This window comes from Mesobacillus stamsii (assembly GCF_030814065.1).
Taxonomy (GTDB): Bacteria; Bacillota; Bacilli; order Bacillales; family Cytobacillaceae; genus Mesobacillus; species Mesobacillus stamsii.
In genome coordinates, this window is record NZ_JAUSUN010000002.1 from 194,750 (window position 1) to 221,222 (window position 26,473).

The 26,473-nt window shown below is 38.6% G+C and carries 24 protein-coding genes; 4 read left to right on the forward strand and 20 right to left on the reverse strand.

Annotation, left to right across the window (positions count from 1 at the left end; genetic code table 11):
* Positions 1 to 28: 28 nt before the first annotated feature.
* The 18 genes from J2S25_RS02405 to J2S25_RS02495 all read right to left on the reverse strand — a co-directional run bounded on the left by J2S25_RS02405 (position 29) and on the right by J2S25_RS02495 (position 19,294).
* Complete coding sequence (locus J2S25_RS02405; RefSeq protein WP_307191146.1) at positions 29 to 1,894, reverse strand: beta-glucoside-specific PTS transporter subunit IIABC; 1,866 nt, start codon at positions 1,892 to 1,894, stop codon at positions 29 to 31.
* A gap of 147 nt (positions 1,895 to 2,041) precedes the next feature.
* Positions 2,042 to 2,926 (reverse strand): BglG family transcription antiterminator LicT, encoded by an 885-nt coding sequence (gene licT / locus J2S25_RS02410; protein ID WP_369293525.1) that lies wholly within the window; start codon positions 2,924 to 2,926, stop codon positions 2,042 to 2,044.
* A 336-nt stretch (positions 2,927 to 3,262) separates the two neighbouring features.
* A complete protein-coding gene (locus J2S25_RS02420) occupies positions 3,263 to 3,436 on the reverse strand; it encodes a hypothetical protein (RefSeq protein WP_307191148.1) in 174 nt (57 codons plus the stop codon).
* Between the two features lie 5 nt (positions 3,437 to 3,441).
* Entirely contained in the window at positions 3,442 to 4,854 is a 1,413-nt protein-coding gene (locus tag J2S25_RS02425) for a dihydroorotase (protein WP_307191149.1), read from the reverse strand.
* Positions 4,832 to 5,770 carry a dihydroorotate dehydrogenase gene (locus tag J2S25_RS02430; protein ID WP_307191150.1) on the reverse strand — a complete coding sequence of 313 codons (939 nt, stop codon included), beginning with the start codon at positions 5,768 to 5,770 and terminating at the stop codon, positions 4,832 to 4,834. The genes J2S25_RS02425 and J2S25_RS02430 overlap by 23 nt, the downstream gene beginning before the upstream one ends.
* Position 5,771: 1 nt before the next feature.
* Entirely contained in the window at positions 5,772 to 6,557 is a 786-nt protein-coding gene (locus J2S25_RS02435; protein WP_307191151.1) for a dihydroorotate dehydrogenase electron transfer subunit, read from the reverse strand.
* A 3-nt stretch (positions 6,558 to 6,560) separates the two neighbouring features.
* Positions 6,561 to 7,808: a M20 family metallo-hydrolase gene (locus J2S25_RS02440; RefSeq protein ID WP_307191152.1), complete on the reverse strand. Its 1,248-nt coding sequence runs from the start codon at positions 7,806 to 7,808 to the stop codon at positions 6,561 to 6,563.
* Positions 7,809 to 7,823: 15 nt separating this feature from the next.
* A complete protein-coding gene (locus J2S25_RS02445) occupies positions 7,824 to 9,113 on the reverse strand; it encodes a CapA family protein (protein WP_307191153.1) in 1,290 nt (429 codons plus the stop codon).
* A 13-nt stretch (positions 9,114 to 9,126) separates the two neighbouring features.
* Positions 9,127 to 9,900, reverse strand: a complete 774-nt coding sequence (locus J2S25_RS02450; RefSeq protein WP_307191154.1) for an IclR family transcriptional regulator — start codon at positions 9,898 to 9,900, stop codon at positions 9,127 to 9,129.
* Positions 9,901 to 10,109: 209 nt separating this feature from the next.
* Positions 10,110 to 11,348, reverse strand: a complete 1,239-nt coding sequence (locus J2S25_RS02455) for an MFS transporter (protein ID WP_307191155.1) — start codon at positions 11,346 to 11,348, stop codon at positions 10,110 to 10,112.
* Positions 11,349 to 11,595: 247 nt separating this feature from the next.
* Positions 11,596 to 12,339 carry an oxygen-insensitive NADPH nitroreductase gene (nfsA, locus tag J2S25_RS02460; RefSeq protein WP_307191156.1) on the reverse strand — a complete coding sequence of 248 codons (744 nt, stop codon included), beginning with the start codon at positions 12,337 to 12,339 and terminating at the stop codon, positions 11,596 to 11,598.
* Between the two features lie 1,203 nt (positions 12,340 to 13,542).
* The gene (locus J2S25_RS02465) at positions 13,543 to 13,986 is read right to left on the reverse strand and encodes a PTS sugar transporter subunit IIA (RefSeq protein WP_307191157.1); all 444 of its coding nucleotides are present in this window, start codon (positions 13,984 to 13,986) and stop codon (positions 13,543 to 13,545) included.
* Positions 13,983 to 14,885, reverse strand: coding sequence for a hypothetical protein (locus tag J2S25_RS02470; protein ID WP_307191158.1), 903 nt, complete (start codon positions 14,883 to 14,885; stop codon positions 13,983 to 13,985). The genes J2S25_RS02465 and J2S25_RS02470 overlap by 4 nt, the downstream gene beginning before the upstream one ends.
* A gap of 20 nt (positions 14,886 to 14,905) precedes the next feature.
* A complete protein-coding gene (locus J2S25_RS02475; RefSeq protein ID WP_307191159.1) occupies positions 14,906 to 15,412 on the reverse strand; it encodes a PTS sugar transporter subunit IIB in 507 nt (168 codons plus the stop codon).
* A gap of 36 nt (positions 15,413 to 15,448) precedes the next feature.
* The gene (locus J2S25_RS02480) at positions 15,449 to 16,318 is read right to left on the reverse strand and encodes a PTS system mannose/fructose/sorbose family transporter subunit IID (RefSeq protein WP_307191160.1); all 870 of its coding nucleotides are present in this window, start codon (positions 16,316 to 16,318) and stop codon (positions 15,449 to 15,451) included.
* Positions 16,319 to 16,345: 27 nt separating this feature from the next.
* A complete protein-coding gene (locus J2S25_RS02485; protein ID WP_307191161.1) occupies positions 16,346 to 17,164 on the reverse strand; it encodes a PTS mannose/fructose/sorbose/N-acetylgalactosamine transporter subunit IIC in 819 nt (272 codons plus the stop codon).
* Between the two features lie 14 nt (positions 17,165 to 17,178).
* Entirely contained in the window at positions 17,179 to 18,279 is a 1,101-nt protein-coding gene (locus J2S25_RS02490) for an iron-containing alcohol dehydrogenase family protein (protein ID WP_307191162.1), read from the reverse strand.
* A 13-nt stretch (positions 18,280 to 18,292) separates the two neighbouring features.
* Positions 18,293 to 19,294, reverse strand: coding sequence for a D-isomer specific 2-hydroxyacid dehydrogenase family protein (locus tag J2S25_RS02495; RefSeq protein ID WP_307191163.1), 1,002 nt, complete (start codon positions 19,292 to 19,294; stop codon positions 18,293 to 18,295).
* A 294-nt stretch (positions 19,295 to 19,588) separates the two neighbouring features.
* On the opposite strand from J2S25_RS02495, the gene J2S25_RS02500 reads away from it, so the two are divergent.
* The 3 genes from J2S25_RS02500 (at position 19,589) to J2S25_RS02510 (ending at position 22,083) form a co-directional block, all read left to right on the forward strand.
* The gene (locus J2S25_RS02500) at positions 19,589 to 20,458 is read left to right on the forward strand and encodes a MurR/RpiR family transcriptional regulator (RefSeq protein ID WP_307191164.1); all 870 of its coding nucleotides are present in this window, start codon (positions 19,589 to 19,591) and stop codon (positions 20,456 to 20,458) included.
* Positions 20,459 to 20,544: 86 nt separating this feature from the next.
* Positions 20,545 to 21,354, forward strand: a complete 810-nt coding sequence (locus J2S25_RS02505) for a Cof-type HAD-IIB family hydrolase (protein ID WP_307191165.1) — start codon at positions 20,545 to 20,547, stop codon at positions 21,352 to 21,354.
* Positions 21,355 to 21,435: 81 nt separating this feature from the next.
* A complete protein-coding gene (locus J2S25_RS02510; protein ID WP_307191180.1) occupies positions 21,436 to 22,083 on the forward strand; it encodes a bifunctional 2-keto-4-hydroxyglutarate aldolase/2-keto-3-deoxy-6-phosphogluconate aldolase in 648 nt (215 codons plus the stop codon).
* Between the two features lie 549 nt (positions 22,084 to 22,632).
* Here the strand turns inward: J2S25_RS02510 and J2S25_RS02515 are convergent.
* Together J2S25_RS02515 and J2S25_RS02520 are read right to left on the reverse strand one after the other, a co-directional pair.
* Positions 22,633 to 23,769 (reverse strand): alanine/ornithine racemase family PLP-dependent enzyme, encoded by a 1,137-nt coding sequence (locus J2S25_RS02515; RefSeq protein WP_307191166.1) that lies wholly within the window; start codon positions 23,767 to 23,769, stop codon positions 22,633 to 22,635.
* Entirely contained in the window at positions 23,766 to 24,863 is a 1,098-nt protein-coding gene (locus tag J2S25_RS02520; protein ID WP_044394084.1) for an N-acetyltransferase DgcN family protein, read from the reverse strand. The genes J2S25_RS02515 and J2S25_RS02520 overlap by 4 nt, the downstream gene beginning before the upstream one ends.
* Before the next feature lie 462 nt (positions 24,864 to 25,325).
* Here J2S25_RS02520 and J2S25_RS02525 point away from each other — a divergent pair, with 462 nt between their 5' ends.
* Positions 25,326 to 26,390, forward strand: a complete 1,065-nt coding sequence (locus J2S25_RS02525) for a M14 family zinc carboxypeptidase (RefSeq protein WP_044394082.1) — start codon at positions 25,326 to 25,328, stop codon at positions 26,388 to 26,390.
* Positions 26,391 to 26,473: the final 83 nt, after the last annotated feature.

The window sequence follows — 26,473 nt, forward strand, 5'->3', positions numbered from 1 at the left end:
TTATTCTGGATTCATGGTGAATGCTCTTTTACAAAACTACAGCTGTAAGCAATATTTCCTGACTGAGAACCGATTTTTTTTCAGTCTCAATAATGTCTGTATAAATGTTTGAATTTGTAATGATAATTGGAGTCGTTACATCATAGCCTTCTTCTTGAATTTTCTGTATATCAAATTCAATCAATAGTTGTCCCTGTTCCACATCATCGCCTTGTTTTACATGTGCTTTAAAATATTCTCCATTGAGTTTTACAGTGTTAAGACCAATATGAATGAGAATTTCGGTTTGAGTATCAGATGTTAAGCCTATCGCATGTTTAGTATAGAATAATGTTGTTACTTTTCCTGATACTGGTGCGTATACTTTCCCCTCTATTGGGTGGATAGCAATTCCCTTACCCATTGCCTCAGATGAAAATGCTGAATCGTTTACCTTTTGAAGTGGAACGATTTTTCCTGACATTGGAGAAAGAACTGTTGAGCGCTGTACAGCATACTCTTTTATTACCTCCGGAGAAGAAGCGTCATGTTCTCCTTCTTCATTAAAACCAAGGATATAGGTTAAAACTACTGTAACAACGAAAGCAATTGTAATACTAATAATATAGTAAACAAAAGTGCCAGTCATAAAAGCAGGCAGTGTTGTAAGGGCCGGGAAAACATAAGCCATTACGGTAGTTTTCATCGCTCCGGCAAATCCGCCACCAAGTGTACCTCCAATTACAGCAGCTATCATTGGACGCTTATATTTTACTGAAAGTCCATAAACGATTGGTTCAGTAATTCCCGCCAGTAGGGCAGGCATCATAACGGATAAGGCATAGGATTTTAGCTTTTTATCCTTCGCTTTCAAGAAAACTCCAAAAGCTACACCAGCTTGTGCAAAAGTTGCATTTGCTACTGGCGGTCGAATTGTATCAAATCCAGTAGTACTTAAGTTATTGAGCATAGCTGGAACAACTCCCCAATGGACTCCGAACATCACAAGAAATGTCCAACCTGCACCAATAATCGCACCAGTCAGCATACCACTTTGACCGTTTAAGTAACCTATTCCATCAGCAATTGCATTACCCGCAAACACACCCATCGGCCCTATTAATCCTGCAGCTAGAGGAACCATAATCAAGAGTGAAAGCATTGGAACTGCAAACATTTGGATGATCTTTGGAATATAACGATTTAAGAAACTTTCAAGGTAAGAAAATAGCCATATCGTTAAAATGGCGGGAATAATCTGGCCACTGTAATTCATTAATACAATAGGGATATTAGCAAAATCGACAGTATCGCCTACATTTTTCATCAAACCAGTAAATTTCGGCTCGAGCAATGCAGCCATAATTGCTGCAGATACAAATGCATTTGATCCAAATGTTCTAGCGGCAGAAAAAGCAAGCATGATTGGGAAGAAATAAAATACAGCATTGGAAGCGGCGCTTAAAATCATATAGGTACTACCTTCAGCCGACATTCCAAAATAGGTTGTGAGAATGACGAGAAGCGCCTTCAACATACCAGACCCGGCAAGCGTCGGAACAATTGGTGTGATAATACTTGACATAACATTGAAAAAACGGGCAATAACATTTCCATTTTTTTCATTCTCTTGTTTTTCCTCTTGTTTTTTAGCAGCACCGCTTTCAATGTTGTAATGTTGGCTAATAGTTTCGAATACTTCGCTTACATGACTTCCTATTATTACTTGGTACTGGCCATTGCTCTTGACTGCAGAAATAACACCCTCAGTCCGTTCTAATTCCTTTACATCAAATTTACTCCCATTTTTTAATTTGAAGCGAAGGCGAGTCATACAATGATAGAGACTGATTATATTTTCTTCTCCCCCTACTCCGTTCACAATCGCCTTAGCAAGATTTGTGTAATCGGCCATTCCATTTCCTCCTAAAAAATTTAATTAAAGATTCTTTATTTTTGAGAAAAAAAACCTGAAATGAAGAAAGGATTATAACCAGCCTAAACTGATTTCTCATTCTTCATCTCAGGTAATGCCTTTTCAGTAACACCCTGATCTATTAAATTAGCTTTCATTCCTACTGGTTACCCGATTAATATGCATTACTAGATAAACCATTTCCGCATTTGATATTGACGCTCCGTAACCGTTGATCACATACTTCTCTATTTTTTTCACACACTCAAACGCCTTTGTATACTTATGCTGAACTTGATCATACAGGTAATCATCATCTTGCAACATATTTTCCTTTGATAATATCCTCTGAGCAAAAAATTTCAAATGTGTCACAAGCCTGCCATAATTCCACGAATCTTCATCGAATTCCAAACCAAAATGATATTTGATGATACCGAGAATATCCTGGACGAATTTAGTGATTTTGATTGTTTTATTTATTTCATTACCTTCTGTCTGAGCGTTGGCAAAATGGAGTGCGATGAACCCTGCTTCGTCTTCGCTAAATTCGATTCCTATTTTATCCTTTATAATATCAAGCGCCCTCATGCCAATTTCATATTCTACTTTATAAAATTTTTTTGCCTCCCAGAGAAGAACATTATGAATATTCTCTCCCTTGTTGTAGCGCGTAACAGCGAAGTAGATATGGTCTGTTAACGATAGAAAAATATAATCGCTAACTGACGAACTGATTTTCGTTCTGGCAAAAGCTATAATTTCTTCAGCAATTTCAGCATATAGAACTGGCACCTCCTTTAAAAGAGAAGCCATTTTCATCGATAGGTTTTGGGTTTGAAGTGTAAAAATTTTACTGATTTTGGATTCATCAATTAAATCTCCTGGATGGCGATTAAATGCAATACCATTGCCAAAAACAACAACTTCCTGATGCTTTTCATTTTTTGCTAGGACAACATTATTATTTAGAGCTTTTTTAAGTATCAGATCATCTCCCCCCTTACCTTCTTGAAAAATCCCGAGTTGCAGAAAAAATAAAAACCCGAATTGCTACTAATGTAGACAGATTATTCTGTCAGCATCTTGTACTCAATTCAGGTTATGCCTTCTCCAGTAACACCCTGTTAATATTAAATTGACTTCACATGTAAAGCGCTTACTTATAAGATAATCACTTTTAAACAATTTGTCAATCCTGTTTTTTAATTGGTAAATAAATATATTTATACCCTATAATTTGCCTCAAATCTGACTATTGCTATAACTTCAAGAACAATAAAGACATCATCCCTGTTCCTGACAAAATAAGTTACGATTAACATCCAGCTTATAGCTTTCATATCATCCGTGATTCATCTTAACCCTCTAGAAGTCTAATTTAAATTCTCGTTTAAGTTCTTCAAAATCTAAATCTAGAACCCTGCAGCAATCTTCAACCTCAGCAAAAAAGTTCATATTCTCCTTCATCGGCTGATCACGGTACTCATAATAGTATTGAACAAGATCGAATAGCTCGGCTACTTTTTTTACTTTGTCCATCTCTTTTATACCTCCACAATTTCCTGTTTGTTTGGTGTTACCATTCGCCCGATTGGTTTAGAAACGATCTGACCGTCTTCCATTACAGTAATTCCGCGAACAATCGTTTGAACCGGAACACCTTTAACAGGGAATTGGTCAAATGCAGTGACCTTACTTTTACTATGAAGATTTTCCCGTCTAATTACCATTTCTTTATTCATATCGACAATGGTAATGTCAGCGTCTGTGCCCACCGAAAGAGAACCCTTTTGAGGATAAATACCGAATTGTTTTGCTGGATTCACTGACAACAATTCGCAAACTTGCTGAAGGGTGAGCTTTCCATCGTTAACAGCGTTAAGCATCAATGGTGCAAGTGTTTCTACACCGCACATACCTGCTGGAATGGACCAAAGATCGCCATCCTTCTCTTCTTCTGTATGAGGGGCATGGTCAGAGCAGACGATACTGATGGTCTCATCTTCAATTCCAGACCAAAGCTCTTCCTGGTCTTCCTTATATTTTATAGGTGGGTAAACCTTCATTTTAGAACCAACCTTTTCATAGTCCTCATTATTTAAGAATAAAAAATGAGGACAGGTTTCAGAAGTAATCGGATACCCTTCACTTTGCGCCTGACGTACTAATTTTACGCCTTCACCTGTACTAACATGTAAAATATGCAACCGCGTACCAAGCTTCTTCGCCATGGCAATTCCAGTCTGGATCGTCATCTCTTCAGCGAGGTTCGGCCTGCCTTCTAGCAATGCTTCATAATCACGTTTACCAGTTTTTTCCACATCTTTTGTTAACCTTTGAATTAACTCGTTATTCTCTGCATGAATGGCTAAAAGTTGACCAGTATTTCTCACTTCTTTAAAAATATCATAAACTTCACCATCAGGGAGTGGCGGGATTACTCCCTCGTCACCATCCTTATAGTTATACATTAGCTGAAACGTGTGACTGTTAATCGCATATCCCCAAAAAAATTTAAAGCCAATCACTCCTGCTTTGTGTAAAGGAATTATATCATTTCTATTCAAATCACCCAGACAAATGGCCCAAATTCCAAAATCCACATGCGCTTTAGTTGTCAAATTATCTCTTTGTTTAATAAGGTTTTCCACATTATTAATTGGCGGATTAGTATTGGGCATTTCAAATACCATTGTGATTCCACCTGCAGCAGCTGCTTGTGTACTATAGAAAAAATCCTCCTTATACGTAGCTCCCGGGTCTCTGGAGTGAACATGTGTATCAATAAAGCCTGGGACTACATATTTTCCTGCTGCATCAGTAGTTTTAATAGGTGCACCCTCGAGTTCTTCATTAGTAATAGCCGCAATTTTACCTTCTTTGATATAGAGGTTACCTTTTACAAAGTCAGAACCTGAATAGATTAAGCCATTTTTAATTAAATGATCCCATGCCATCGTGTTGGTTGCTCCCTTCTATTTTCCCAATAATTTCTTTTAAACTAGTAATTTGGTATTGCTCCATATAATCTTGTATCTCTTGTAAAATTGTGAGCATTACTGTAGGATGAACAAAATTCGCTGTTCCAACTTGTACCGCAGACGCACCCGCGAGCATCATTTCAATTGCATCTTCTCCATTCATAACTCCGCCGCAGCCGATAATCGGTAGATTAGAAACCTGATAAACTTGATGAATCAATCGAACCACTAATGGTTTGATGGAAGGACCGGAAATTCCCCCGATTACATTGCCAATCTTTGGTTTACGTGTATGGACATCAATTGCCATTGCAATAAACGTGTTCGCTACCGTAAGGGCATCTGCTCCTCCATCCTCTGCTGCCAAGGCAATGACACCAATATTAGTAACATTTGGAGATAGCTTAATAATCAGCGGCTTATCAGTCACTTGTCGAACTGCACTTACGAGATCCCTAGTCACGTTCGCATCCATTCCAAATGCCATTCCATCTTTTTTCAAATTTGGACAGGAGATATTCAGTTCAAGTGCTGCCACTTCCTCCATCTGAGAAATTTTTTCACTAACTTCTGTAAACTCATCAATACTGTCAGCAGATATACTGGAAATAAGCGGACTTGAAAATTTTGAATAAAAAGGGACAGTTATTTGTTGATAATAGTCCAATCCTTTACTTTGAATACCGATTGAGTTAATCATACCTCCAAAAGTCTCGCAAATACGAGGTGTGGGATTCCCTTTTCGCACGGTTTTCGTAATACTTTTCGGTACTAGGGCTCCTAACTGATTAAAGTCTAGTATAGCTGCCATTTCTTCCCCGAACGTTCCGGAAGCAGGCATAATAGGGTTTTTTAGCTTCAAGCTTCCTATAGAGACTTCTAAGTTCGCCAATTTAAAACACCACCTTTTTCAACGGCAGCACCGGTCCATCCTGACAAAGCCGAATTGTCCTGATTTCATCACCTTCCCGGACATCACAAACACATGCATAACAAGCCCCCATTGCACAGCCCATTTTCTCTTCAAGGGCAATCTCTGCAAAAAGAGAATACTCCTCTGATAGCTCTCTCGATAAGACAGATAGCCGTTTAGAGCCACATGTATAGATAGAATCAACTTGTCTATGGTTTATTATTTCCTCTGCTATGAGCCTAACTGATTCTGGATCACTAGAACCATCTTGATCATTTACAAGAAACGTTTTAACCCCAACTTCATTAAGTTCTTTTTCTACTAATATATCTTCTTTCGACCGGGCACTTAAAACTGCAAAACAGGGAATGTCTGCTTTATTAGCTGCGAAAGCTAGAGCAGAGAGTGTTGCGATACCAACTCCCCTTGCCACTAACAACATTCCCTTGCCTCCTTGATGAATCGTAAATGTATTCCCAAGTGGTCCTAGAATGTCCAAAATCTCACCCGGTTTCCTTTCCTCAAGCTTTTTAGTGCCAACCCCTTTAACCAAATAAAGAAATTCTAAAGTGTTATTATCTTCGTTAATGCGATAGATACTAAATGGCCGCCTCAGTAACGGCAAGTTGTCCTCCGTTGTTTTAATATGAAAAAACTGCCCAGGATTGACTTCAGATACATTCCAATCAGAAATTTTGACTTTCATATGACGATATCTTCTGTTAAGTTTCTCATTACAGAGGATTTCGGCTTGAGTTTCTTTCATCGCTTAACCTCCAAATTGTAAGGAAGATACTTTAGCTGATTCAAGAATGGCCATCTCTAAAACATCAATTCCTACTAGAATGTCTTCCATATCGGTATGTTCTTGAGGGTGATGGCTAATTCCGCCTGCAGAAGGGATAAAAATCAAACCAACTGGTCCAAATCCTGTCATATTCATCGCATCATGTCCAGCTCCGCTTTGCATGAACCGATAAGGCAGCTTCTTCTGTTTACATATCTGTGCAATTAAATTACCTAATTCGGTAGAAAGAAGGATGGGATCTTCAAGGCTGATTTCATCACAGGCAATTTCAAGTAGCCTTTTGTTTTCAACCGAAGTAATTGTCTGAAAAAGATGATTTAAAACTCGTTGTCTTGATTCAATCGAAGAGGAGCGAATATCAATTTTCATTTCTACTTCACCCGGCACAACGTTCATTGCTCCTGGCTTAACATCTAGAACTCCTACGGTAGCAACTGTACCGAAAGATCGTTCTAGTTTAGCTACCTTTTCAAGTTCAAGAGCAATTTCCGCTGCCCCTAACAAGGCGTCTTTTCTCATTGTCATTGGAGTCGTTCCAGAATGGGAGGCACTTCCAAAAACCTTTACGATAAACCTGGCGGGTGCTGCTATTCCTGTAACAATACCAATCTTCTTTTTTTCTATTTCTAATACAGGACCTTGTTCAATGTGAATTTCATAAAACGCTTTGAACGTACCTCCCCTCCTGCTTGCCTGCTCAATATTATTAAAATCAAGTGCACATAAAGCAAATGCTCTTTCCATAGTCACACCGTCCCGATCAGTTAACAGGCGATATTTTTCTTTTTCTATCCGCCCAGCCATAGCTTTACTTCCCACTGTTGAAACGCCAAATCTTGAAGACTCCTCGCAAGCAAAAGAAATTAATTCTATCGGGTGCTCTGTGACAATTCCCCTATCATTAAGACGGTGGATGATTTCAAGTGCAGCTGTTACACCAACAACTCCATCATACTTCCCTCCTTGATAGACAGAATCTATATGAGACCCGATGATAACAGGCGGTAGTTCATTACTCTTCCCGTCTCGTCTGGCAATCAGATTTCCAGCTTGATCAAGTTTAACCGTCATTTTTGCATCCTTACACATCCGCATTAAAGCATGAGTACAAGCCTGCTCTTCATTAGAATAGGCAATTCGGGTTATTCCTTTAACACCAGAATTATATTGATTAATTTTATTTAATATTTTCTCGTATCTTTGCCGCATTGGAGTGCCCCCCTTTTAAATCACAATAATACCTTTGCCATCCTTTATCGTAATGGTGGTGTCAAATTCGCGAGATAGGACACTTAATGTCTGAAGAATTCTTTGCCCCTCCTCTTGACCGGCCAACTTCGGTCGCCCTCTACTTCCCCGACTTCTTTCATATCCTAGAGTAATCGGGATAAGCTCAATATCGCTAAATTTTCCTTGTTCAACCGTAAAGGAGGCAATTACCGACTCGAATACATTGCGGTTTGCTGCCAGTCCTCTTGTACCATTCTGACTTCTGGCATCCATTCCATCTGCTGTTGTACTCTTCGAATCAAGATTATAAAGTTGATAAAATTCTGTTGGTTGTTTTTCAACAGTATCATTCTGAAAAATAAAATCTCCCAAACTGTAAAAAATAGGCCGCCGCTTGTAAATCTCTATGCCTCTTAATATGTGAGGCCCGTGCCCTATGACAGCATGTGCTCCTTCATCAATACAAAACCGACTAAATTCCTTCAAAAAATCAGCGGGACGATCCTTCTGTTCCCCCTTCATTTCATGAGCATGAAGACTAACAAAAACAACATCCGCCTGTCTTTCTGCCTCCTGAATTGCCTTGGAAATTCGCCCAGCATCCGCTTCGTCCATATAAGTAGTGGTGCCTGTTATCCCTGCTTCAAAAAAGAGTTGACCAAACTGATAGGGGCCATCTTCCTTCTTCCAGAAGCCCTCTTTCACATTTATGTTCTTGATTGAATTCACTTCGGTAGTCGCATCGATTTCTTTCAGAGTTTGTAAATTCTTCTTACTTACTAGGTGTATGCGTTTATGTCCAAGTGGATTGACACCCGGTCTCCCTGGAACATCGGAACGCTGCTCTCCAGCCCGATGCCATTGATCATAGGTTGCAGTCACTGATATCAAGGCAACTCGGCCAGTTTTAGTTTCTAGGTATCTTGGCTGTGAGGCTTCTGCTAGGTTACGACCAATTCCGGCATATACCCACTCATTTTTTTCCAAAAGCTCAATAGTAGATAGCAACCCTCCATGCATCCAGTCAAGACTATGATTATTTGCGCAGGCAAGCATATTCAAACCGAGCCATCCTAAATCCTTCAATACCACAGGCCGGGCAGCAGCCCATGTCCCACCGCTCGTTGCCGCGGGGGGGTGTTCAAAGTTATGTAACGTTACTTCAAAGTTGGTGAAACGAACATCAAATCCAGCCAGAAGTTGTTGTAACTGTATTAAGTCTGAATCATCTTTAGGCAATCTTTGTGTGATAAAGGAATCTCCCATTACCGCAATTTTTACCATCTTTACACTCCCCTTATAGTTTGATAGAGGTCAGCATGTGCATGGACTTTAAATGATCACTAGCTTTAATTGATACGTCTTTTAACAGCCTGACGATATCGTCGAGTTCAGATTCAACCACTATCCTCTCCCCTACAACACTCAGACTTAGAGACGTATTTTGATTCTCATGAAAAATTGGAACTGAAACCGCTGAAACACCAATCTCTAATTCTTGAAGACAAAATGCCACTCCCTCTTGCTTAACCTGATTTAACTCTTTTTCTAACGCTTCACGACTGGTTAATGTATATGGGGTAATGGCAGCGAAAGTTTCTTTTTGAAGATAAGAACTGATTAGCTCCTGATTTTGATAAGCTAGAATCGCCTTTGAGGCAGCGGTACAATAAAACGGCATCCGCTGGCCAACATGCACAAAATATTTATTACGCAAATCAGACGGCTGATGAGTATGCGTACAATAAACTTGATCTCCCTGAAATCGGCTCAAATAGGAATATAGGCCTGTTTTTTCTGAGATTTCTTCACAATACTGTCCCATTAACCCCATCATGTCCTGAGAACGAAGAAATTGACTTCCCCAAAACATCGCCTTGGGACCAAGTACATATTGTTTCGTTTGGGAGTTTTGTGTTACTAGTTGATGAGAAATCATGCTACTTAACATCCGGTGAACTGTGCTTTTGCTCAGATTCGTTTTTCGAGCAAGTTCACTTATTCCTATTCCGGTAATTGGATACCCACTAATACAATCCATGACTTCTGTAAAACGATGTAACCATTCCATTATATTCCTTCCTTTGCATACTATATATGGTTCGTTGTACGGAACAATGTTCCAATATAGAAAAACAATAACACCCTTATTCTAGGTCAGATATAAGGACGTATAACTTAATAATCCCTAGGTGCTAATGATGGATATTTCATAAAGTCGCATCTTTTAAATAAGAATAAAGCTTCCCAGCTCACATATGAGAAGGGAAGCTTACTAAATTAAGTAAGTTCCATACCCTTTGTTTCCGGAATCAAAAAGATAAAAGCCAACGCTGATAATAAATAAATTCCTGAGATCAGGCTTAATGCAAAACTCAGTGAATGATTTAATGAGATATAACCTATAATAAACGGAGCAAAACCAGCTACAGCTCGACCGATATTAAAAATAATATTCTCAGCAGAAGATCGTGCTGCGGTTGGATAATGCTCCGCTAAAAGCGCCCCATAACCACCCATCATTCCGTTAACAAAGAAACCAAGAATTCCTCCGAGTGCAAGCAACATGGACATAGAACTTTGTTGGAAGTATATCCAAACGATAATTGCTGATGCAAAAAGAAAAATTAAATAAGCAGGACGTCGACCAATTCGATCAGCTAAATAACCAAAAACCATAATACCGATGACCATTCCCGTAATCGTGATTATCGTCCACCATGTTGTTTTATTGAATGTAACATTTAGCTCAGTTGCCAGCATTGTCGGCATCCAAGTCATAATTCCATAAAAACCAAAATTTTGTACACTTGTGGCAATAATTAAACCTATGGTAACCTTTGTTGTTTTTCTCGATGAAAATAACTGACCTACGGCAACTTTATTTTTGTTCTGATTTTTAAGATTAATCCATAGCTGAGGTTCTTCTAAGTTTTTGCGAGACCAAAAAGCTAATATTGCCGGGAGCACTCCTGCGATGAAAACACCCTGCCAACCGAATTTAGGAGAGATAAATAACACTGCTAAAGTAGCAAGGATAATCCCAAACTGGAAACCTGTAGCTACGACTGCTGTAGCACGAGAACGATATTTTCTCGGCCATGCCTCACTTACAAGGGTCATTCCAATACCAAATTCCCCACCTAGTCCAAGTCCAGCAAGGAATCGAAATACAATCAAGGTTTCAAGGTTTGGTGCTATCGCACATAAACCAGTAAATATTGAGAAAATTAAAATAGTCCAAGTGAATATACGGACACGTCCATATTTATCTGCTAAAACACCAAATATTATCCCACCTAAAACTGATCCTAAAAGAGTAATCGTGGATACACTACCTGCTTGGGCTGCATTGATACCAAAATAAGCAATAATGAGAGGCATAGTAAAAGCTAAAATCATCATGTCTAAGCCGTCCATCGCGTATCCAATCGTAGACGTCCAAAGTGTTTTCCATTGATAACCCGTGATCTTTTCTGAACCAACCTCAATATGCTCCGAATACCTTTGAATCTCCATTATTTAGCCCCCTCAATATATCATCGTTCCGTTGATCGGAATGATGTTCCAGTTTTTAGCTGTAATAAAGCACCTGAAATTAAAATCAATTGTTCAAAATTTTAGCGTAAACGTCACTAATGGAGATAGATATTTTTGTAGTAGATGATTTCATCACCATCCTTTTGTATAAAAAATACTCTATAATTTAATTAATATTACAATAATTATAAATTTTTTGAATACAACAAGTTGTAAGCCTACTTTTTTATTCAAGGTTAAACCCTTGTTTTATGATGAAATCCTTGATATGTCTTCGTCTTGGTTTGCTTAAATAGATTGCCATTTGTTTCGTCCATCCTTCAGTACGAACACCTCCAGTCCTCCTAGTATAATAGTCAGAGGAGATTTTCTCATAGTCTTTCAAACTTGCGACTATTTCCTCTTTGGGCCGATATTTATTATAATGGACAACTGCTTGTTTAGGAGTTCGCGGCTTTTGCCATGGCTTTTGGGCAGGATAACCTAAACACATTCCCATGATAGGTAATGTATATTCAGGAAGTTCCAACAAATCTTTTACTTCTTCAGGACTATTTCGGATCCCACCAATCATTACTCCTTCAAGACCATAGGAACGTGCTGCAATCAATGCATTCTCGGCAGCAAGAGCTGTATCTACTGCTGTCACTAAGACATTTTCAATTTCGTTAACTTCAAATGGTGTGTTCCACATTTCAGTTGTTAATTTTAGCCGATAAAAATCTGCACAAAATACTAGGAAAATTGGAGATTCTGCTACATACCTCTGAGACCCAGCTATCTCAGAAAGCACCTTCTTTTTTTTCTGGTCATCTACAACGATGATGCTATACGCCTGGACATGATGAGAGGAAGGCGCCCATTGGGCACAAGTGAGTATTTCGTCAAGGATATCCTGAGGAATAGGATCCTCCGTATATCGACGAACCGACCTATGACTTTGCAGTAAATCTACTACGTCATTTCTCATAAATACTCCTCTCTTATTAAATTCTGAATTTACTTAATTTTATACTATATTTATTTGCGCTTGTAAACAATAATTTATCAAATTTCATTTTTACCTCCTATTCATCGGCAAAATAATTTATTGGATTTTACTAATTAAGATTATTTTAAATATAATTGAATGGAGTGAATTAATATACAAACGTGTAATATTATCTAACATGGTTTTATAAAAAATTCTAGACACTCCATCCAATTTGAACTGTCCCTAGAAAAGAAGTTTAAGATAATTTTTGAATTATCTCCTGCATAGATTAGTCCGGCGTTCCCTAAAAATTAATATGAGATTGCCCTAAATCCTTTTATCAAAGGTTTTTTCTATACCCTTCGGTTATTTTATCAACCATTTTTTATAATTTTCTCTATGAATGGTGGTGCGCATAAACGCACTTCTAAAAAAACATTCATATGCTTCTGCTCCCAACCCATGAATGATAATAATTACTTCTCGACCATAAAGTTCTTGGTGTTCAACCCTTTTATAAACTCTCTCTGTTGGAGGGATGACTAGGTACAGAAAAATGATTATCTTTCAGTATCATTCAGAGTGAATTATATGGATTTATATTGAAATGGATGACGGTTTAGATATTCTTTCAGAAACTATCGTTTGTGTAAGACATGAGGTCATAATAAAGAAGTGTTCAAAAAGACAGAACCATTTCCGCTTTAACAAAAGATTTGTATCATTTCTAAAATGACTTTAAAACCACGGTGTTTCCCATATAGCAATGGAAAGTACAGGAGTATATTGGAAGACGGTATTTTATCTTAGGAGTGTACTTTGATATTCCTTTGGAAAATGCGCAACGTATTAATGATTTATTTTAGGAAAAAAATAGTTGTCTCGGATGAGGAATGGATAGCTCAATTATTAAAGTAAAAATTAATAGAACAAAGTTGCATCCTCCACAAACCAAAAAACCAGGACAGAATCCCTTTTCCCTAGTTATGAATTATGTATGTGAAACAAACGATGTTCTTCAAATCTCCCAGATAGGGAAAATCAACAATGCTCAAACACACGACTGTCAACTTGAATTCCAAAAAAAACCCCAGGCCCCCTCCATTCTTCCGGGATATTACGCAAAGCGAAAGAAGCAGAAGGTAGTCCCCTCTGCTTCTGGATATGACTTGGGAACTGCTCCCGTGTCTCACCTACTTTTTAGAAATCATCATTCACTTTATCCGTGTTGTTTTCCTCTGATGGCCACAGCACCATACTTTGCTGACCTGAATTTTGGACAGCAGTCACTGTTTCATGAATGGAAGTACCGATCATTCTCTGATTAATCGCTTCAAGTACCATTGGGAGGTTAACCCCGGTCAGAACAAAGATTTGTTCTTGTTTTTCAACTGGAAGGGAGTGTATAGCTAGAGTTGCTTGATTATAAGGACTTGCACCAAATAGGTCTGTAAATAGAAGGATTCCTTCATTTTGATCAACTCTTTTAATTGCTTCCAGCATTTGTTTATTTAAATCTTGAACATCATCGCCTTGATATAGATTCAATGTTTCAATTTTATCCGTACTGCCTATTATAAGTTCCGCAGCATCAATGATACCGTCACTCATTTTCCCATGGGTTGCAATTATGATCCCGATCATTTCAATCCCCTCCTTACGACACGTTCCAAAAAGGCAAATGCAGTATTCATGTTCTGGTCATTCAATTCATTTTTTCGCAAATCAGATCGCGATAATACGAACTGATCATTCTCTTGATTCCCGCTGATTAAATATACTAGACGTTCATTCTGGGAAAATAACAAATCAACTTCTTCTACTGCTTCTATTAATCTCGATTGATTATTATTGCGGTTTACCTGATATAGCGGCTTTTGGGAACCAATGCTATCTACCATCCATATTTTTGAACGATATTGCTCGATTAATCTTTCTAAACCTGCATTGTTGGTTGAACCACCATCTACAAAAGCAAATGCAACGTGCTTTGTCTTACACGTTGCTATACAATTCAGCAGCAACAATACAGAAGAAGTATTTTGTATTAAATTCTTCTTCTTCGGCCAACCTCTAGTAATGATACCCAGAAAATAAAAGAAGACGATATAAAACAAGATAAACGATATAGACAGTATGTTTCCAATTCCGTTCGCTTGAAAAATAGGCATCGCTACCAACAAAGTAAATAATAATCCAATCACAATATAAATCATAGAAGTAACCAAAATGAACTTTGTAGTATTTTTCATACGGTGTTCCTCATCAAAAAAATGGTATGGACTAAAGCGAGCAGCTGGAGTGTCATAATAAGTGCAGATAATTGTGTCTGCCTTTTCTGGATCCCCAACGTATAGATTTCGATATTCATTTTTATCTTTTTCATTTAATCTAAATGAATCAAGCTTAAGATCCTGTCGAAAAGGAAGCATATCAGCCGATAAGCTATTCAAGAACCGATCCTTTTGTTTTCTTGTATAGCGCTTACCAAAAATTAAATGATAGCGAATATACCAATCTTTTAGCTTTTCCTGTCCTTCCATCCATACCATTCCTTACTGAACTATAAATTGAATTTTTTTAATACATCCTTCAAGCTTGTTTTGGGTGCCGAGGGTGTAGCTTGGAAGTAAATATCCTCGACCCCATAATCTTCATTTAACTCTTTTAGTTTCAAAGCATCTTCTTTATTTAAATATACAGATTTGGTAACTAGAATATCCTTCTCTGGATTTTTCTGAGCAATACCGCCGATATTCAATTCTTTCATTGGGACACCGTGCTTCACTAAATCATACATAACATTCACAGTTTTTGCGATCAGAATACTGCTATAATCCTTAAACTCGTATTCATCCCAGTAAAATTTACATTTTTCAAGGGTCATCACGATTGTTTTTTGCCCTGTACGACTTCCAGCACTCTTATACAAACCCTTCATAAACTTATCATTTGACACAACATCATCTACGACAAATATAGAGTTTACTCCGTTTCGCTTTGACAATGTCATCATGACCTGCCCATGGATTAATCGCTCATCCACACGTGCTAAATTTACAACACCCATTGATTCCATCATCCTTTCTTCTTTGTCATTGATTTTTTACAAAATTCCAACTGCTGCCAGAACTGCCAAGATTCCAGTTAGCCACAATAGTGCTCTTGTAACCTTTAACCCCTTCTTCGTATAATACCAGTAAACTCCTAAAACAATTGCCAGTGGTAATACTCCCGGTAATATGGAATTTAGTGTATCCTGTAAAACAAACGGACGGCCCGATATCTCGAATTCCAGACTAGACGAAACTTTTACATAGTTTCCCGCGAGAATTCCCATCATGAACAATCCTAGGATCGAAAGTAGCTCTATAATATTTTGAATTCCTGCACTTTGCATCAAGCTTGTAGCATTGCGACCTGTAGTAAAGCCTTGTCGTGCGAAAAACAAACCTACTGCCACTTGATAAGTAGCAAATAAAATAAATGGGAATAGTGCCCCTAATGCACTGCCACCTTGTGCCCAAGGAATGGCAATGGCAATAAATATATATTGGATAGTACCAGAATCAATAGAATCACCAATCCCTGCTAAAGCCCCCATTAACCCTGCTTTAGTGTTATACATCAAATCATCGGTCATCTTAATTTCTTCCTGATTATAATCTTCTCTCGCGCGTTCCTGCTCCATCGAAGACATTAAACCGGTAATAACACCTCCACCCCAAGTTAACTGGGTGTTGAAGAATAATAATTGTCTCTCATATGCTGCGCGCAGGGCATCATCATCTTTATACAGCTTTCGAAGTATTGGCATCATTGCCCATAATAAAGAAGGTGCCAAGTACCGTTCAAAAGTGTGAGGGATTTCGTTTGCAAAGTGCCATCTCACATAGGCTTTCGCAACATCTTTTTTGGTGATCTCTTCCGGCTGCATAGTAGGATCTAATGCAATTTGATTTTGTGTATCAATCATCTTAAACTCTCCTTTCTATTTTCATCATCAAAAATCATCGTCATCAAAATCATCTGTATTACCTGGACCTGCTGTTGCTGCTTTATTCGTATTCGATTTAGCTAGAACAAACATAGCTGCAATTAAAGTACCTAAGATTGCATACGTAACCATGGTGATCCCTAAGTCTTTGAAAATAACACTCATAAAGAATGCTAAAAGAAAGAATACAATATACGAGCGTTTGCCGATAACATATATCGTTGTCGCAATACCAATTGCAGCTAATCCGCCACCGACAACATTAAGAATATGGATCGCTACAGTTCCTTCTAGGGCCGCAATAACATCTGCGATTACTGGTGCTCCCCAATATAATGCTACAAAGATCAATGGCACGAACAGGACAAAGGATGCAATGATAGGATAAATTATAACAGTACGAGTAATGGACTTATGATTCAATTCTTTTACAGCCTTATCTGTACCTTTCCCTATGAACGTATTGAGGAAGAAACGGAATTGATATAGATATGCACCTAACAAACCTACTGGTACTGCAACCGAAATAGCCGCACCAGGTTCCAGATTACCTAATAATGCTACCGGAACTGCAATTGATGCTGCAACTGCCGGTTCTGAAGGCATTGTACCTCCTGGAGAAAACACACCCATGTAAATTAATTGGATGGCAGCTGTTATAACCATGGCCCCAGCGACATCCCCCATAACAATCCCTACAACGAGACCTGTCATCAATGGAGAAAAACGAAGTGTCAATGTCGCTCCACCTAGTAATGCACGTGACATTACTGCTGCTACCCAAAGTGCAATAATCAAACTTTGCCAAAAAGATAAAGTTTCCACGCTTTAGAACCTCCTTATTTGTTGATATAATCTTCTAAATGGATTAATGCATCTTTTAATACTGCTTCATTTATTTCCATTGGAAGTAAATGAACCTTTTGTTTCCCATTAACGAATTGGATAATATCATTTAACAAACGATCAGATAAAGGATACACACCCATTTCTGTCAATGATTTCGGTAAATTCAATTCTTGATAAAAAGGTGATAAATCATCAATTACTTTCCATTTCCCCTCCAATGCTAATTGATAGAAAATACCGTAAGCCACCTTCTCTCCATGAAGGTAATGATGGACTTCAGGCAAATATTTAGAGATGGCATCGTGGATTGCATGTGCTACACTATTTCGAGCATATTTGTCCCCGAAACCACCAACCAAACCAGAAACAGCAATAATAATTTCCGAAACATGGATGAATTCATCTGTGATCGTTCCACTTCTCATATCTGCAATAGACTGCTTCGATTCATTTAATATGGTGTCTTTACACATTTTTGCTGCGAAACGTGCCAGCTGTGGGAAAGGTTCTAAACTAAATTTTTTTTGTTCCAAAATCAAATCTGATTCATACCACTTGGCCAATGTATCAGCAATCCCAGCAATAAAATACTCGACTGGCGAATCAATGACTAAAGAAGGTTCGGTTATAAGAAAAACAGCCTGACGTTTTACATGTTCCGTTTTCCCTTCTGCAAGGCCGTTTTCTTTATACATTACTGAAAGAGGGGTCCAGGCTGCACAATTACTTGCAAGAGTAGGAACAACTCCAAACTGTGTGTTTGTCAAATGGCTGGTATATAAAACTAAATCCGCTAACTTTCCGCCGCCAACACCGATGACAAAATCAATATGATTTTCCCGAATGATTTCTGCCATGCGTTGTCCTTCATGATAGCTGCATTCCCCACGAAATTTTTCATATAATATTGGGAGATCAAGATCGATAATTTTTTTCAAAAACGGTTTTGCTTTTTCCCAAGAAATGGTTCCGTGTATGATTAAGATGTTTCGAGCATGATGCTCCTTAAGTATCTCAGGTATAAGGTCTATTGCACCCTCACTATATCGGTAAAATTGTGGGCCAACCTTAACATTTAAATCAGTTATCATCTAAGAGGCCTCCCTACTTTAGGTAGATGCTGTCTGTTTGGATCGACCGATTTGGAAGGATGCCATCTGCCATCATTTCACAATCGGTAACACATTTGTCCCCCATACCTTTCAAACACTCCATTGTATACGCAGATGTATGCGGAGTAATGATAACGTTTTCAAAATTAAGGAGAGGATGATCTGTACGGCCTGGTTCTTCTTCAAGCACATCGGTTGCAAATCCAGCTATTTTTCCATTATCCAGTGCATTTACCAAAGCGTCTTCTTTAATCAGGGCACCTCTAGCAGTATTGGATAAGTACACAAAATCTTTCATACTGGCAAACTCTTTTTCAGATAACATATGATAATTGAATTCATTAAGATTCGCACATAAACAAATTACGTCTGAACGTTGCAAGAGCTCATCCAATTCTACTTTTCTTGCGCCAAATGCTTCTAATTCCAATGATGTTCTATACGGATCGTATCCTAAAACCTCACAGCGGAATCCATAATGAAGAATTTCAGCTACGCGACTTCCTATATTCCCTACTCCTATAACACCTGCTGTCTTCCCACTAAGCCCATGGCCAACAAAATTGGCTCTTTCTTCCCATTTATCTTGCAAAACCTTTTGATGAGCTTTGTTTGTCTGTCGCATCACATTTAATAGGTTCGTAATATTATTTTCCGCAACTGCATCACGTTCAATTAAAGCTGGTACAAGTGAAACAATTGTGTGATGTGCTTTCGCAGCCTCTAGATCAATATTGTTATAACCAATACCGTGTCTTGCAATTAACTTCAACTCATCCTTGTGCTCGAAAAACTCCTCTGTATAAAAAGGCGTTATACTAGCAATAATCATATTGAAGCCCTTCAGCTCTTTCGCTAATGTTTTTCCATCGATTTCACTATCAAAAGTAAATTTTTCTATTTCCCCTAATTGACGTAATCTTTCCAAATGCTCTGGGAAAGGCAGTCCAAAACTACTTGAATTTACTATGGCAATCCTATTTTTGTTGCTCATAATTTGTACTCCTTATTTTCAACTTCACGTAACTTCCAAACTGATTACCCATGGTTGATATTACTTTGGCTGAAAAACTTCCCTTACTTTTTAATGCAAATAATGAGATCGCTATTACCGGAAGATAGAATTTCCAAGTTCTCTCATCACTTCCTTTTGTAGATACCAAGAGCATGAATCATTCGTTAACTCATCTTCATTCTAACAAATATTTTTTCTTTGTAAATGCTTTCAGAAAAAATATTTTTTCCATTATTCATTGTGGTATTATTAATCTTAGAGGTGAGTAGAATTATGGCAGTCAATTATTTAGAAAAATTACTTCGAAATCGCTTGAAGGGATTTAGCGAAGCCGAAAAGAATATAGCAGAACATTTTATCTCCCTAGGCAATGCAGTAGTAAACAAAACACTTTCGGAATTATCTAATGATATCGGTGTTTCTGAATCGACCATTTTTAAATTTGTAAAGAAAATCGGTTTCGAAGGTTTTCAGGATTTTAAGATTTCCGTTGCTTCAAATTCTCGTACAAGTGAAGAACGGAGCCACGAGATAGTCGTTTTTGCTGATATAAGCAGTTCTGATTCTGCGTATGTTATCGCACAAAAAATTGTGAATTCAAACAAATTTTTATTAGAAAACCTCCTTCATTCTTTAAATGAAGATCAGTTAAACCAGGCTTTGAAGCTAATTTATCCATCAAAGAGTGTTCATTTCTTCGGACAAGGCGCTTCATCGGTTATTGCACTTGATTCCTATCATAAATTTCTACGAACGAAATTACCGTGTAATTATGTGGCTGATTATCACATGCAATTGAGTCATGTAACAAAGCTGGGAACGGATGATTGTGTGTTCTTATTTTCACATTCAGGAGAAACAATTGAAACGATAGAAATAGCGAAAATCCTTCGGGAAAATCAAGTAAAAATCATTACTTTAACTGGAAATGATAATTCGGAGTTAGTAAAATTATCGGATGTTTCTTTTGTCGTGTATTCTGAGGAATCTGCTTTTCGTTCCGAATCCCTTACCGCACGAATTCTATATTTAACTATTATTGATATTATCTATGTAGCTGTTATGTATCATGATGAGGCAAAAAATAAGCATTCTCTGGAGAGTATCCGAAAAGCATTAATGATTACAAAAACTAGGGGGTAAAATGAATGATGATAAAAGCAATCGTATGTGATATGGATGGCACCCTGCTTACATCTGATCATACAATCGCACCCTAAACATTAAGTATGTTAATTAAATTGCAACAAAAGGGGGTTAAGGTAATATTAGCTAGCGGTCGCAGCTATATTCGATTACTTCCTGATGCATTGAAACTTAAAATGGATCAATATGATGGAATTTTGATAGATGTAAATGGCACTTCCATCTATCATGTTCAAAGCTCTGAACGGACTAGAATAAGTATTCTAGACCGTACTAATATTCAGGATATCAATGATTTCTTTTCCTTGTTTAATGTTGAGCTTCAATATGGTCAAGATGATACCATTTATACGTATTTACCTGATCCAATTTATCAAATTAAACGGAACATTCGTGCTGAAATGCGACTACCTGAAGATTATCCTTGGGCTGGAGGTATGTACAGTTGGCTATGTGACACTCGTGACGGATACCCAAATCAATATTTAATCCGGGATTTAAAGGACTCTCCTGATTTCTGTAATAAAATGTCTATAGTTCAGGATCCTTTATATATGGAATTTGTTCGTCAAACATTACTTAACCATGCCTTTTTTCATCAATATGAATTTGTTTTTTCCGACGAAAGGAAAATGGAAGTAACCAATAAGGGAATATCAAAAGGAAAGGCATTAGATATAATTCTGGAGAAATACGGAATCCAAGCTGATGAAGTCCTGGTTTTTGGTGATAGTGAAAATGATATCTCAATGTTTGAAGGAAAAAAGTATTCTATAGCGATGGAAAATGCCCTTGTTAATGCAAAACAATCTGCCAATTATATAACCGACAGTAATAATCATGAAGGCATTTTTAATATGTTAGTCCGCATGGAAAATGATGGTTTGCTATAAGAGAAGGTTTCGGTAATGCATAAGAATAGATTATATGATTACTAGGGAAATAATGAGGATAAGTGGTGATTCGTCATGTTGTTGAAAAAATTGGACGTGCTAAGGAAACTGAATGAAGGCTATGCGATTGCTGTTATACGCGGGGAAAGTAGCGAAGATGCCTATCAAATTGCAAAACACTCATTTAATGGCGGTATTCGTTCACTGGAAATAACCTTTACTACTCCGGGAGCTGAAAAAGTGATTGCAGAACTGGTGGCTGATGGAAACCCGAATATGATTGTTGGAGCAGGTACAGTGCTTGATGCCATCACTGCTAGTATTGCTATAATGAACGGAGCCCAATTTATTGTGAGCCCCCATTTTGATAAAGACATCGCTTTACTATGCAACCGATATTCCACTCCTTATCTACCTGGCTGCGCCACGATAACCGAGATATTGAAAGCGGTGTCTTATGGAGTAGACGTCATCAAACTTTTCCCCGGAGGACATTTAGGACCATCCTTTATGAAAGATATAAAAGGACCCCTCCCTCACGTACAGCTAATGCCCTCTGGCGGAGTAAGCATTGACAATGTCGAAAAGTGGATTACTAATGGAGCATTCGCTGTTGGAATTGGCAGTGCATTAACAAAAAACAGAGTAACTGGTGATTATAGCTCGGTTAAAAAAACCGCTCGTGAATTTACAGAGAAAATACAGTCAATCCAGGGAATTTATCACTAATTAATGGGGAGTAGATCGCTATTTTAACAGGCACCCTCCCATAAAAACCAGGACAGAATTCGTTCCGCCCTGGTTTTTGCAACCGAAATTGTCCAAAGCTTCCAGACAGGGAAAATCAACATTAGCCAAACAACCCGACCGCCAACTAACTATTTCAACTTCCCAAAAGACCAAGAATTCCTCCGTCTTCCAGGATATTTCGTCACAACAGGTATCTTCTATGGGAACCGTTGCCATGTCTTATTGATTAGTTAAAACCCAAATTATTCGCCTTTATCAAAACCGAGATGAACAGAGTCTGAAATCCTTTCCTATCCAATTTCCCTTAATAGCTTGCAGTACACCGTAAAAAAGACTGAATACATCTTCCTTTTCCAATAAATACGGCTCTATTTTTCTCTCAAAGTCATGAGCATTATCATAAACTTTAAATTTCATTTTCATCGCTCCATTCATAAAGAAAGAAATCGCAGATAATCAAGAATTGAAACGAAAAGAAGTTGATCCGGGAGTCTATGTGGTTACAGATCTCGCCATCATCGCCGATTTTTAGTCAGAAGTTATTCGGCACGGTTCCACCTCCCCTTTTAGGACAGGAGCCGTCCAACCGTCCCGATGTCTCAAAAATTTCTTTTCAACATATGGTGATGTCATAGCCGATAGTAGTGCTCCATAATTTATGTCAAAGGCTACTTCATCGCCGACTTTTAACTCTGTTTTTTTAGCATCAATGATGGTATGATCACTGCTTGAGCCGAGAATTTCAATATCTATTCTTGGTGTTAGGCCGGAAACTAAGACATCTTGACAACCCACCCCGAGGATGACCCTCCTAATTTGGCCACGATCCAGAAATTGCGGCGAATCTCCAAACGCATTTTGACCCCTTTCCCCATCAGGCAAAGAGGCTTTCCACTTAGATTCGATGACCTCAGCAACGAAGGTAAACACATCCGTGAATAAACCGGGGATTTCTGTTCGACCAAGTGTTTCACGGCCGAGAAAAATAGCTTCCCCTATTCGTAAATTATTGATGTTACCGACGTCATCATTAGCCATGAACCAGTTATAATTGGCTGAATTTCCTCCTGATATATAGGTAAGGGGGATCTTAAATTTCTCCTCAATATGTTCAGCCAGGAAGGATAATGTACGCATCTTACTATCAGTTGGTTTCACTCCGCCAAGACAAGCAAAATTTGCTCCAATTCCAACAATGGTTATTTTAGGAAGTGGCAGTACCTCCTCGATAAAACGATCGAGATCTGCAGGAAGGATCCCTTCCCTCAGATCGCCCATGTCCACCATCAGAATGATTTTATGTGGGCATTCATTTTTAATGGCAGCAGCAGAAAGACATTTTATTACAGCTATCTCCGTATTAAAACTGATATCCGCATTTTTTATCACGAGGTCCACCTCGCTTAACGATGGAGTTTTTAATAAAATATATTCCGCCTTTATATTTGCATCACGCATATTTTTCAGATTGTCTATTTTGGAGTCAGCCAGAATTCGAAGTCCCTTATTTACAAGAACCTCAGCAATCTCAGGAATCCCACAAACACTTTTCGTAACACCCATAATTCCAATCTTTTTTTTGCCAAATAAATTCAATAGGACTTCGACATTGTTCCCAAGTTTCACTAGATCAATTTCCACCCTTGACGACATAAAATCAATCAATTGATGTGCACTTCCTCCAATTGATTTGTTCTTTTCTCCAATGCTGGGAATGTCTCAAGGATGCTTGTTATCAGTTTGTCACAGCCGTGTAGGAGAACATCCGTAGCCGGTATGTTCAGTTGTTCTTCATAGTTATCTATCACCTTATCAACTTCTGAATCAGTCATATTTTCATGGTTAAGGGTAACGGCAATCACTTTTGTATCCGAAAATCGCTCAATTAAGTCAATCTCACTTTCTAAGGTTGGCATTTTCATAAAGTCAAAATCTCCTAGTTGCTGACGTTTAGGAGGATGTTGAACAATGACCGCGTCCGGTCTTGAGCCTCTTAAAATTCCGCAAGAACTCACATACCCAGGATGACTCAAGGCTCCCTGGCCTTCGACGATAATCAGATCAGGACGATCATTTTCGTAAGCTTTCATGATTTCATTTTCAAGTTCCCCGATCATAAATTGCAGTGGCATGGCATCGACCGCAACACCGTATTTTGCCCCTTGAATGATCCCAGTCTGGCCGGTTGCCACAAATGAAACATGGTACCCTTTCGCCTCCAAAGCAGCCTCCAGAATGACACAAGTTGTTCGCTTGCCAACGGCACTATCGGTCCCGAGAATCGCAATTATCGGGGTTGGCATATCTAAAATTCGTCCGGAGAAAATATGTAAATCTTTATTAGGGAGGGGCTTTCGAATATCGTGGATGGCAACGCCGTACTGACGAGCATGCTTAGCAAACTCTTCATCTTCGGTGAGAAATTCTTGCAGGGGATTAATGATATCCATGCCATTTTCCATTGCTTTTAAGAAGATCTTTCTTTCCTCTTCTTTTAAAACGGCATTAGCAGGTGCAATTCCATAAATAAACTGCTCAGGTAATGGAGTCACCGTTTCCATCACATTTTCAAGGCTTGCATAAATCGGTATGTTATTTTTTTCTCCTTCGAGAAATTCACCTGAATCCAAATTTGCCTTCGTACTGTCAATAACACCGACAATCAGATATTTTTTAGAGTTTCGAATCAAACCATTTGCTGTCTTTCCATCCATTGACCCAAAATTTCCTTCACAATAAATAATCGCTGTTTTTTTCATACTAATTCCCTTCTCGTTCTATTTTTTCCCGAACAAAGAAAAAACACCTTAACCAATCGAGCAAATAAGGCTGGAGCCAATTCCGAAAGATGTAAGGTGTATTACTATAAATTTATTCTCTTCTTTGTTATTCATTATAGCACAGTGGAAGCCAGATGGGACATTTTTACTGGAACAAAAAGGAATCTGTTTTGTTTTCGTGCTATCTTTCGAGAACCACCCACCAATCCAAGTATATTAGAATTGAAACTAAATATGCCATCAAACGAAGATTTATTAACCGTCCCTATGTCTCAATCATTACTTTTTCCCTATATAATCCAAATTCCTGAAAAATAAACCTATTCAAACTGCTTATTTCGTGTTGCTAATTTGTCGATAAAATAGGCATCTTACTCTATCGATTATTTTTCTAATATTCTGTAAAGTATAGGTGAATCTAGTTTTATAGGAGGAATGACAATGGCATGGAAGAAGAAGGTTTTATCCGTATCTTTATCAAGCGTGATCGCATTAGGTGCGGTGACAGCGGTGGCACTGCCTGCAGAAGCAGTCGGAAATGGTCCAAGTACCGGTCATGGATCCCTTCAAACATCGATTTTGCATACATATGGGGGGTTGGTAGATTACCTGAAGACTCAGGATGCCAAGCAGGAGGCAATGGAACTTGAAGTAATTGGCCAGACAGTCAAAGGCCGCGATATTCACATGGCAAAATATATTTCGAATCCAGAAAACCCAACGATCTTGTTTCTGACGCAGCAGCACGGAAACGAGCAGTTGACCACCGAGGGTGCACTTGAGTTCATCAAACACTTAGGCACTGGTAAAACAAGCGGAGTACTGGATCATGTCAACATTCTTGTGATTCCCATGTTAAACGCTGACGGAGCGATGGGCGATGTCGACTTCTCTCTTGAAGACTATCTTGCTGATGGCGACCGTCACCTGACTCGTTACAACGCGAACAAGATTGACCTCAACCGCGAACATGATAAAAAAACGAACGAGATGGAGCCAGAAGCACGCGCGCTTCATGAAAATGTTTTTGCCAAATACAACATCGATTACATGATTGACCTTCATCACCAAGGCACCTTAAGTGAAACAGAAGGCGAGCTTGTCTCTGGATCGATTCTTTATCCTACAAACGAAAACGTAAAGCCAGAGGTGCTTGAAGGCTCCAAGAAACTTGGTGCAGTCGTATACAACGCACTTGAGGATACTGGTTGGGGCCACATAGGCAAATATCGCGGAGGTACCGGAGAAAACATTGGCCGAAACGGAGCGGCTGTGCGCTATGACATTTCAACCCTATTATTCGAAATGCGCGGCATGTCCGATCATTATTATGAGCCATATGCGCTAGGCCAGAAAAGCAATGGCTATCTAATCAAGCAGACCATTACCACTTTGGATGCAACCGTCAGAGCCATTGCAGACGACTCTATCGAAACAATGGATACTAGCTTCTGGGATACGCTGCCGGAACAGACGAACAGGCAAAGCGAGGAAGCGGACGAATAAAAGTCCGATAAGAATGCCAAGCATTACAGGCTCATCTCCATGCAGGGAGGTGAGCCGTTTTTTGTCGTTCATGAACTATCCCT

Coding starts and splice junctions, on each gene's coding strand:
- J2S25_RS02525 (WP_044394082.1), top strand. CDS start 25,326: ATGGCATGGAAGAAGAAGGTTTTATCCGTATCTTTATCAAGCGTGATC.
- J2S25_RS02495 (WP_307191163.1), bottom strand. CDS start 19,294: ATGAGCAACAAAAATAGGATTGCCATAGTAAATTCAAGTAGTTTTGGA.
- J2S25_RS02465 (WP_307191157.1), bottom strand. CDS start 13,986: ATGATCGGGATCATAATTGCAACCCATGGGAAAATGAGTGACGGTATC.
- J2S25_RS02500 (WP_307191164.1), top strand. CDS start 19,589: ATGGCAGTCAATTATTTAGAAAAATTACTTCGAAATCGCTTGAAGGGA.
- J2S25_RS02455 (WP_307191155.1), bottom strand. CDS start 11,348: ATGGAGATTCAAAGGTATTCGGAGCATATTGAGGTTGGTTCAGAAAAG.
- J2S25_RS02490 (WP_307191162.1), bottom strand. CDS start 18,279: ATGATAACTGATTTAAATGTTAAGGTTGGCCCACAATTTTACCGATAT.
- J2S25_RS02480 (WP_307191160.1), bottom strand. CDS start 16,318: ATGATTGATACACAAAATCAAATTGCATTAGATCCTACTATGCAGCCG.
- J2S25_RS02470 (WP_307191158.1), bottom strand. CDS start 14,885: ATGGAAGGACAGGAAAAGCTAAAAGATTGGTATATTCGCTATCATTTA.
- J2S25_RS02435 (WP_307191151.1), bottom strand. CDS start 6,557: ATGAAAGAAACTCAAGCCGAAATCCTCTGTAATGAGAAACTTAACAGA.
- J2S25_RS02440 (WP_307191152.1), bottom strand. CDS start 7,808: ATGCGGCAAAGATACGAGAAAATATTAAATAAAATTAATCAATATAAT.
- J2S25_RS02475 (WP_307191159.1), bottom strand. CDS start 15,412: ATGGGTGTTGTAAATTTAGCACGTGTGGATGAGCGATTAATCCATGGG.
- J2S25_RS02445 (WP_307191153.1), bottom strand. CDS start 9,113: ATGGTAAAAATTGCGGTAATGGGAGATTCCTTTATCACACAAAGATTG.
- J2S25_RS02420 (WP_307191148.1), bottom strand. CDS start 3,436: ATGGACAAAGTAAAAAAAGTAGCCGAGCTATTCGATCTTGTTCAATAC.
- J2S25_RS02520 (WP_044394084.1), bottom strand. CDS start 24,863: ATGAAAAAAACAGCGATTATTTATTGTGAAGGAAATTTTGGGTCAATG.
- J2S25_RS02405 (WP_307191146.1), bottom strand. CDS start 1,894: ATGGCCGATTACACAAATCTTGCTAAGGCGATTGTGAACGGAGTAGGG.
- J2S25_RS02425 (WP_307191149.1), bottom strand. CDS start 4,854: ATGGCATGGGATCATTTAATTAAAAATGGCTTAATCTATTCAGGTTCT.
- J2S25_RS02505 (WP_307191165.1), top strand. CDS start 20,545: ATGTTAATTAAATTGCAACAAAAGGGGGTTAAGGTAATATTAGCTAGC.
- J2S25_RS02450 (WP_307191154.1), bottom strand. CDS start 9,900: ATGGAATGGTTACATCGTTTTACAGAAGTCATGGATTGTATTAGTGGG.
- nfsA (WP_307191156.1), bottom strand. CDS start 12,339: ATGAGAAATGACGTAGTAGATTTACTGCAAAGTCATAGGTCGGTTCGT.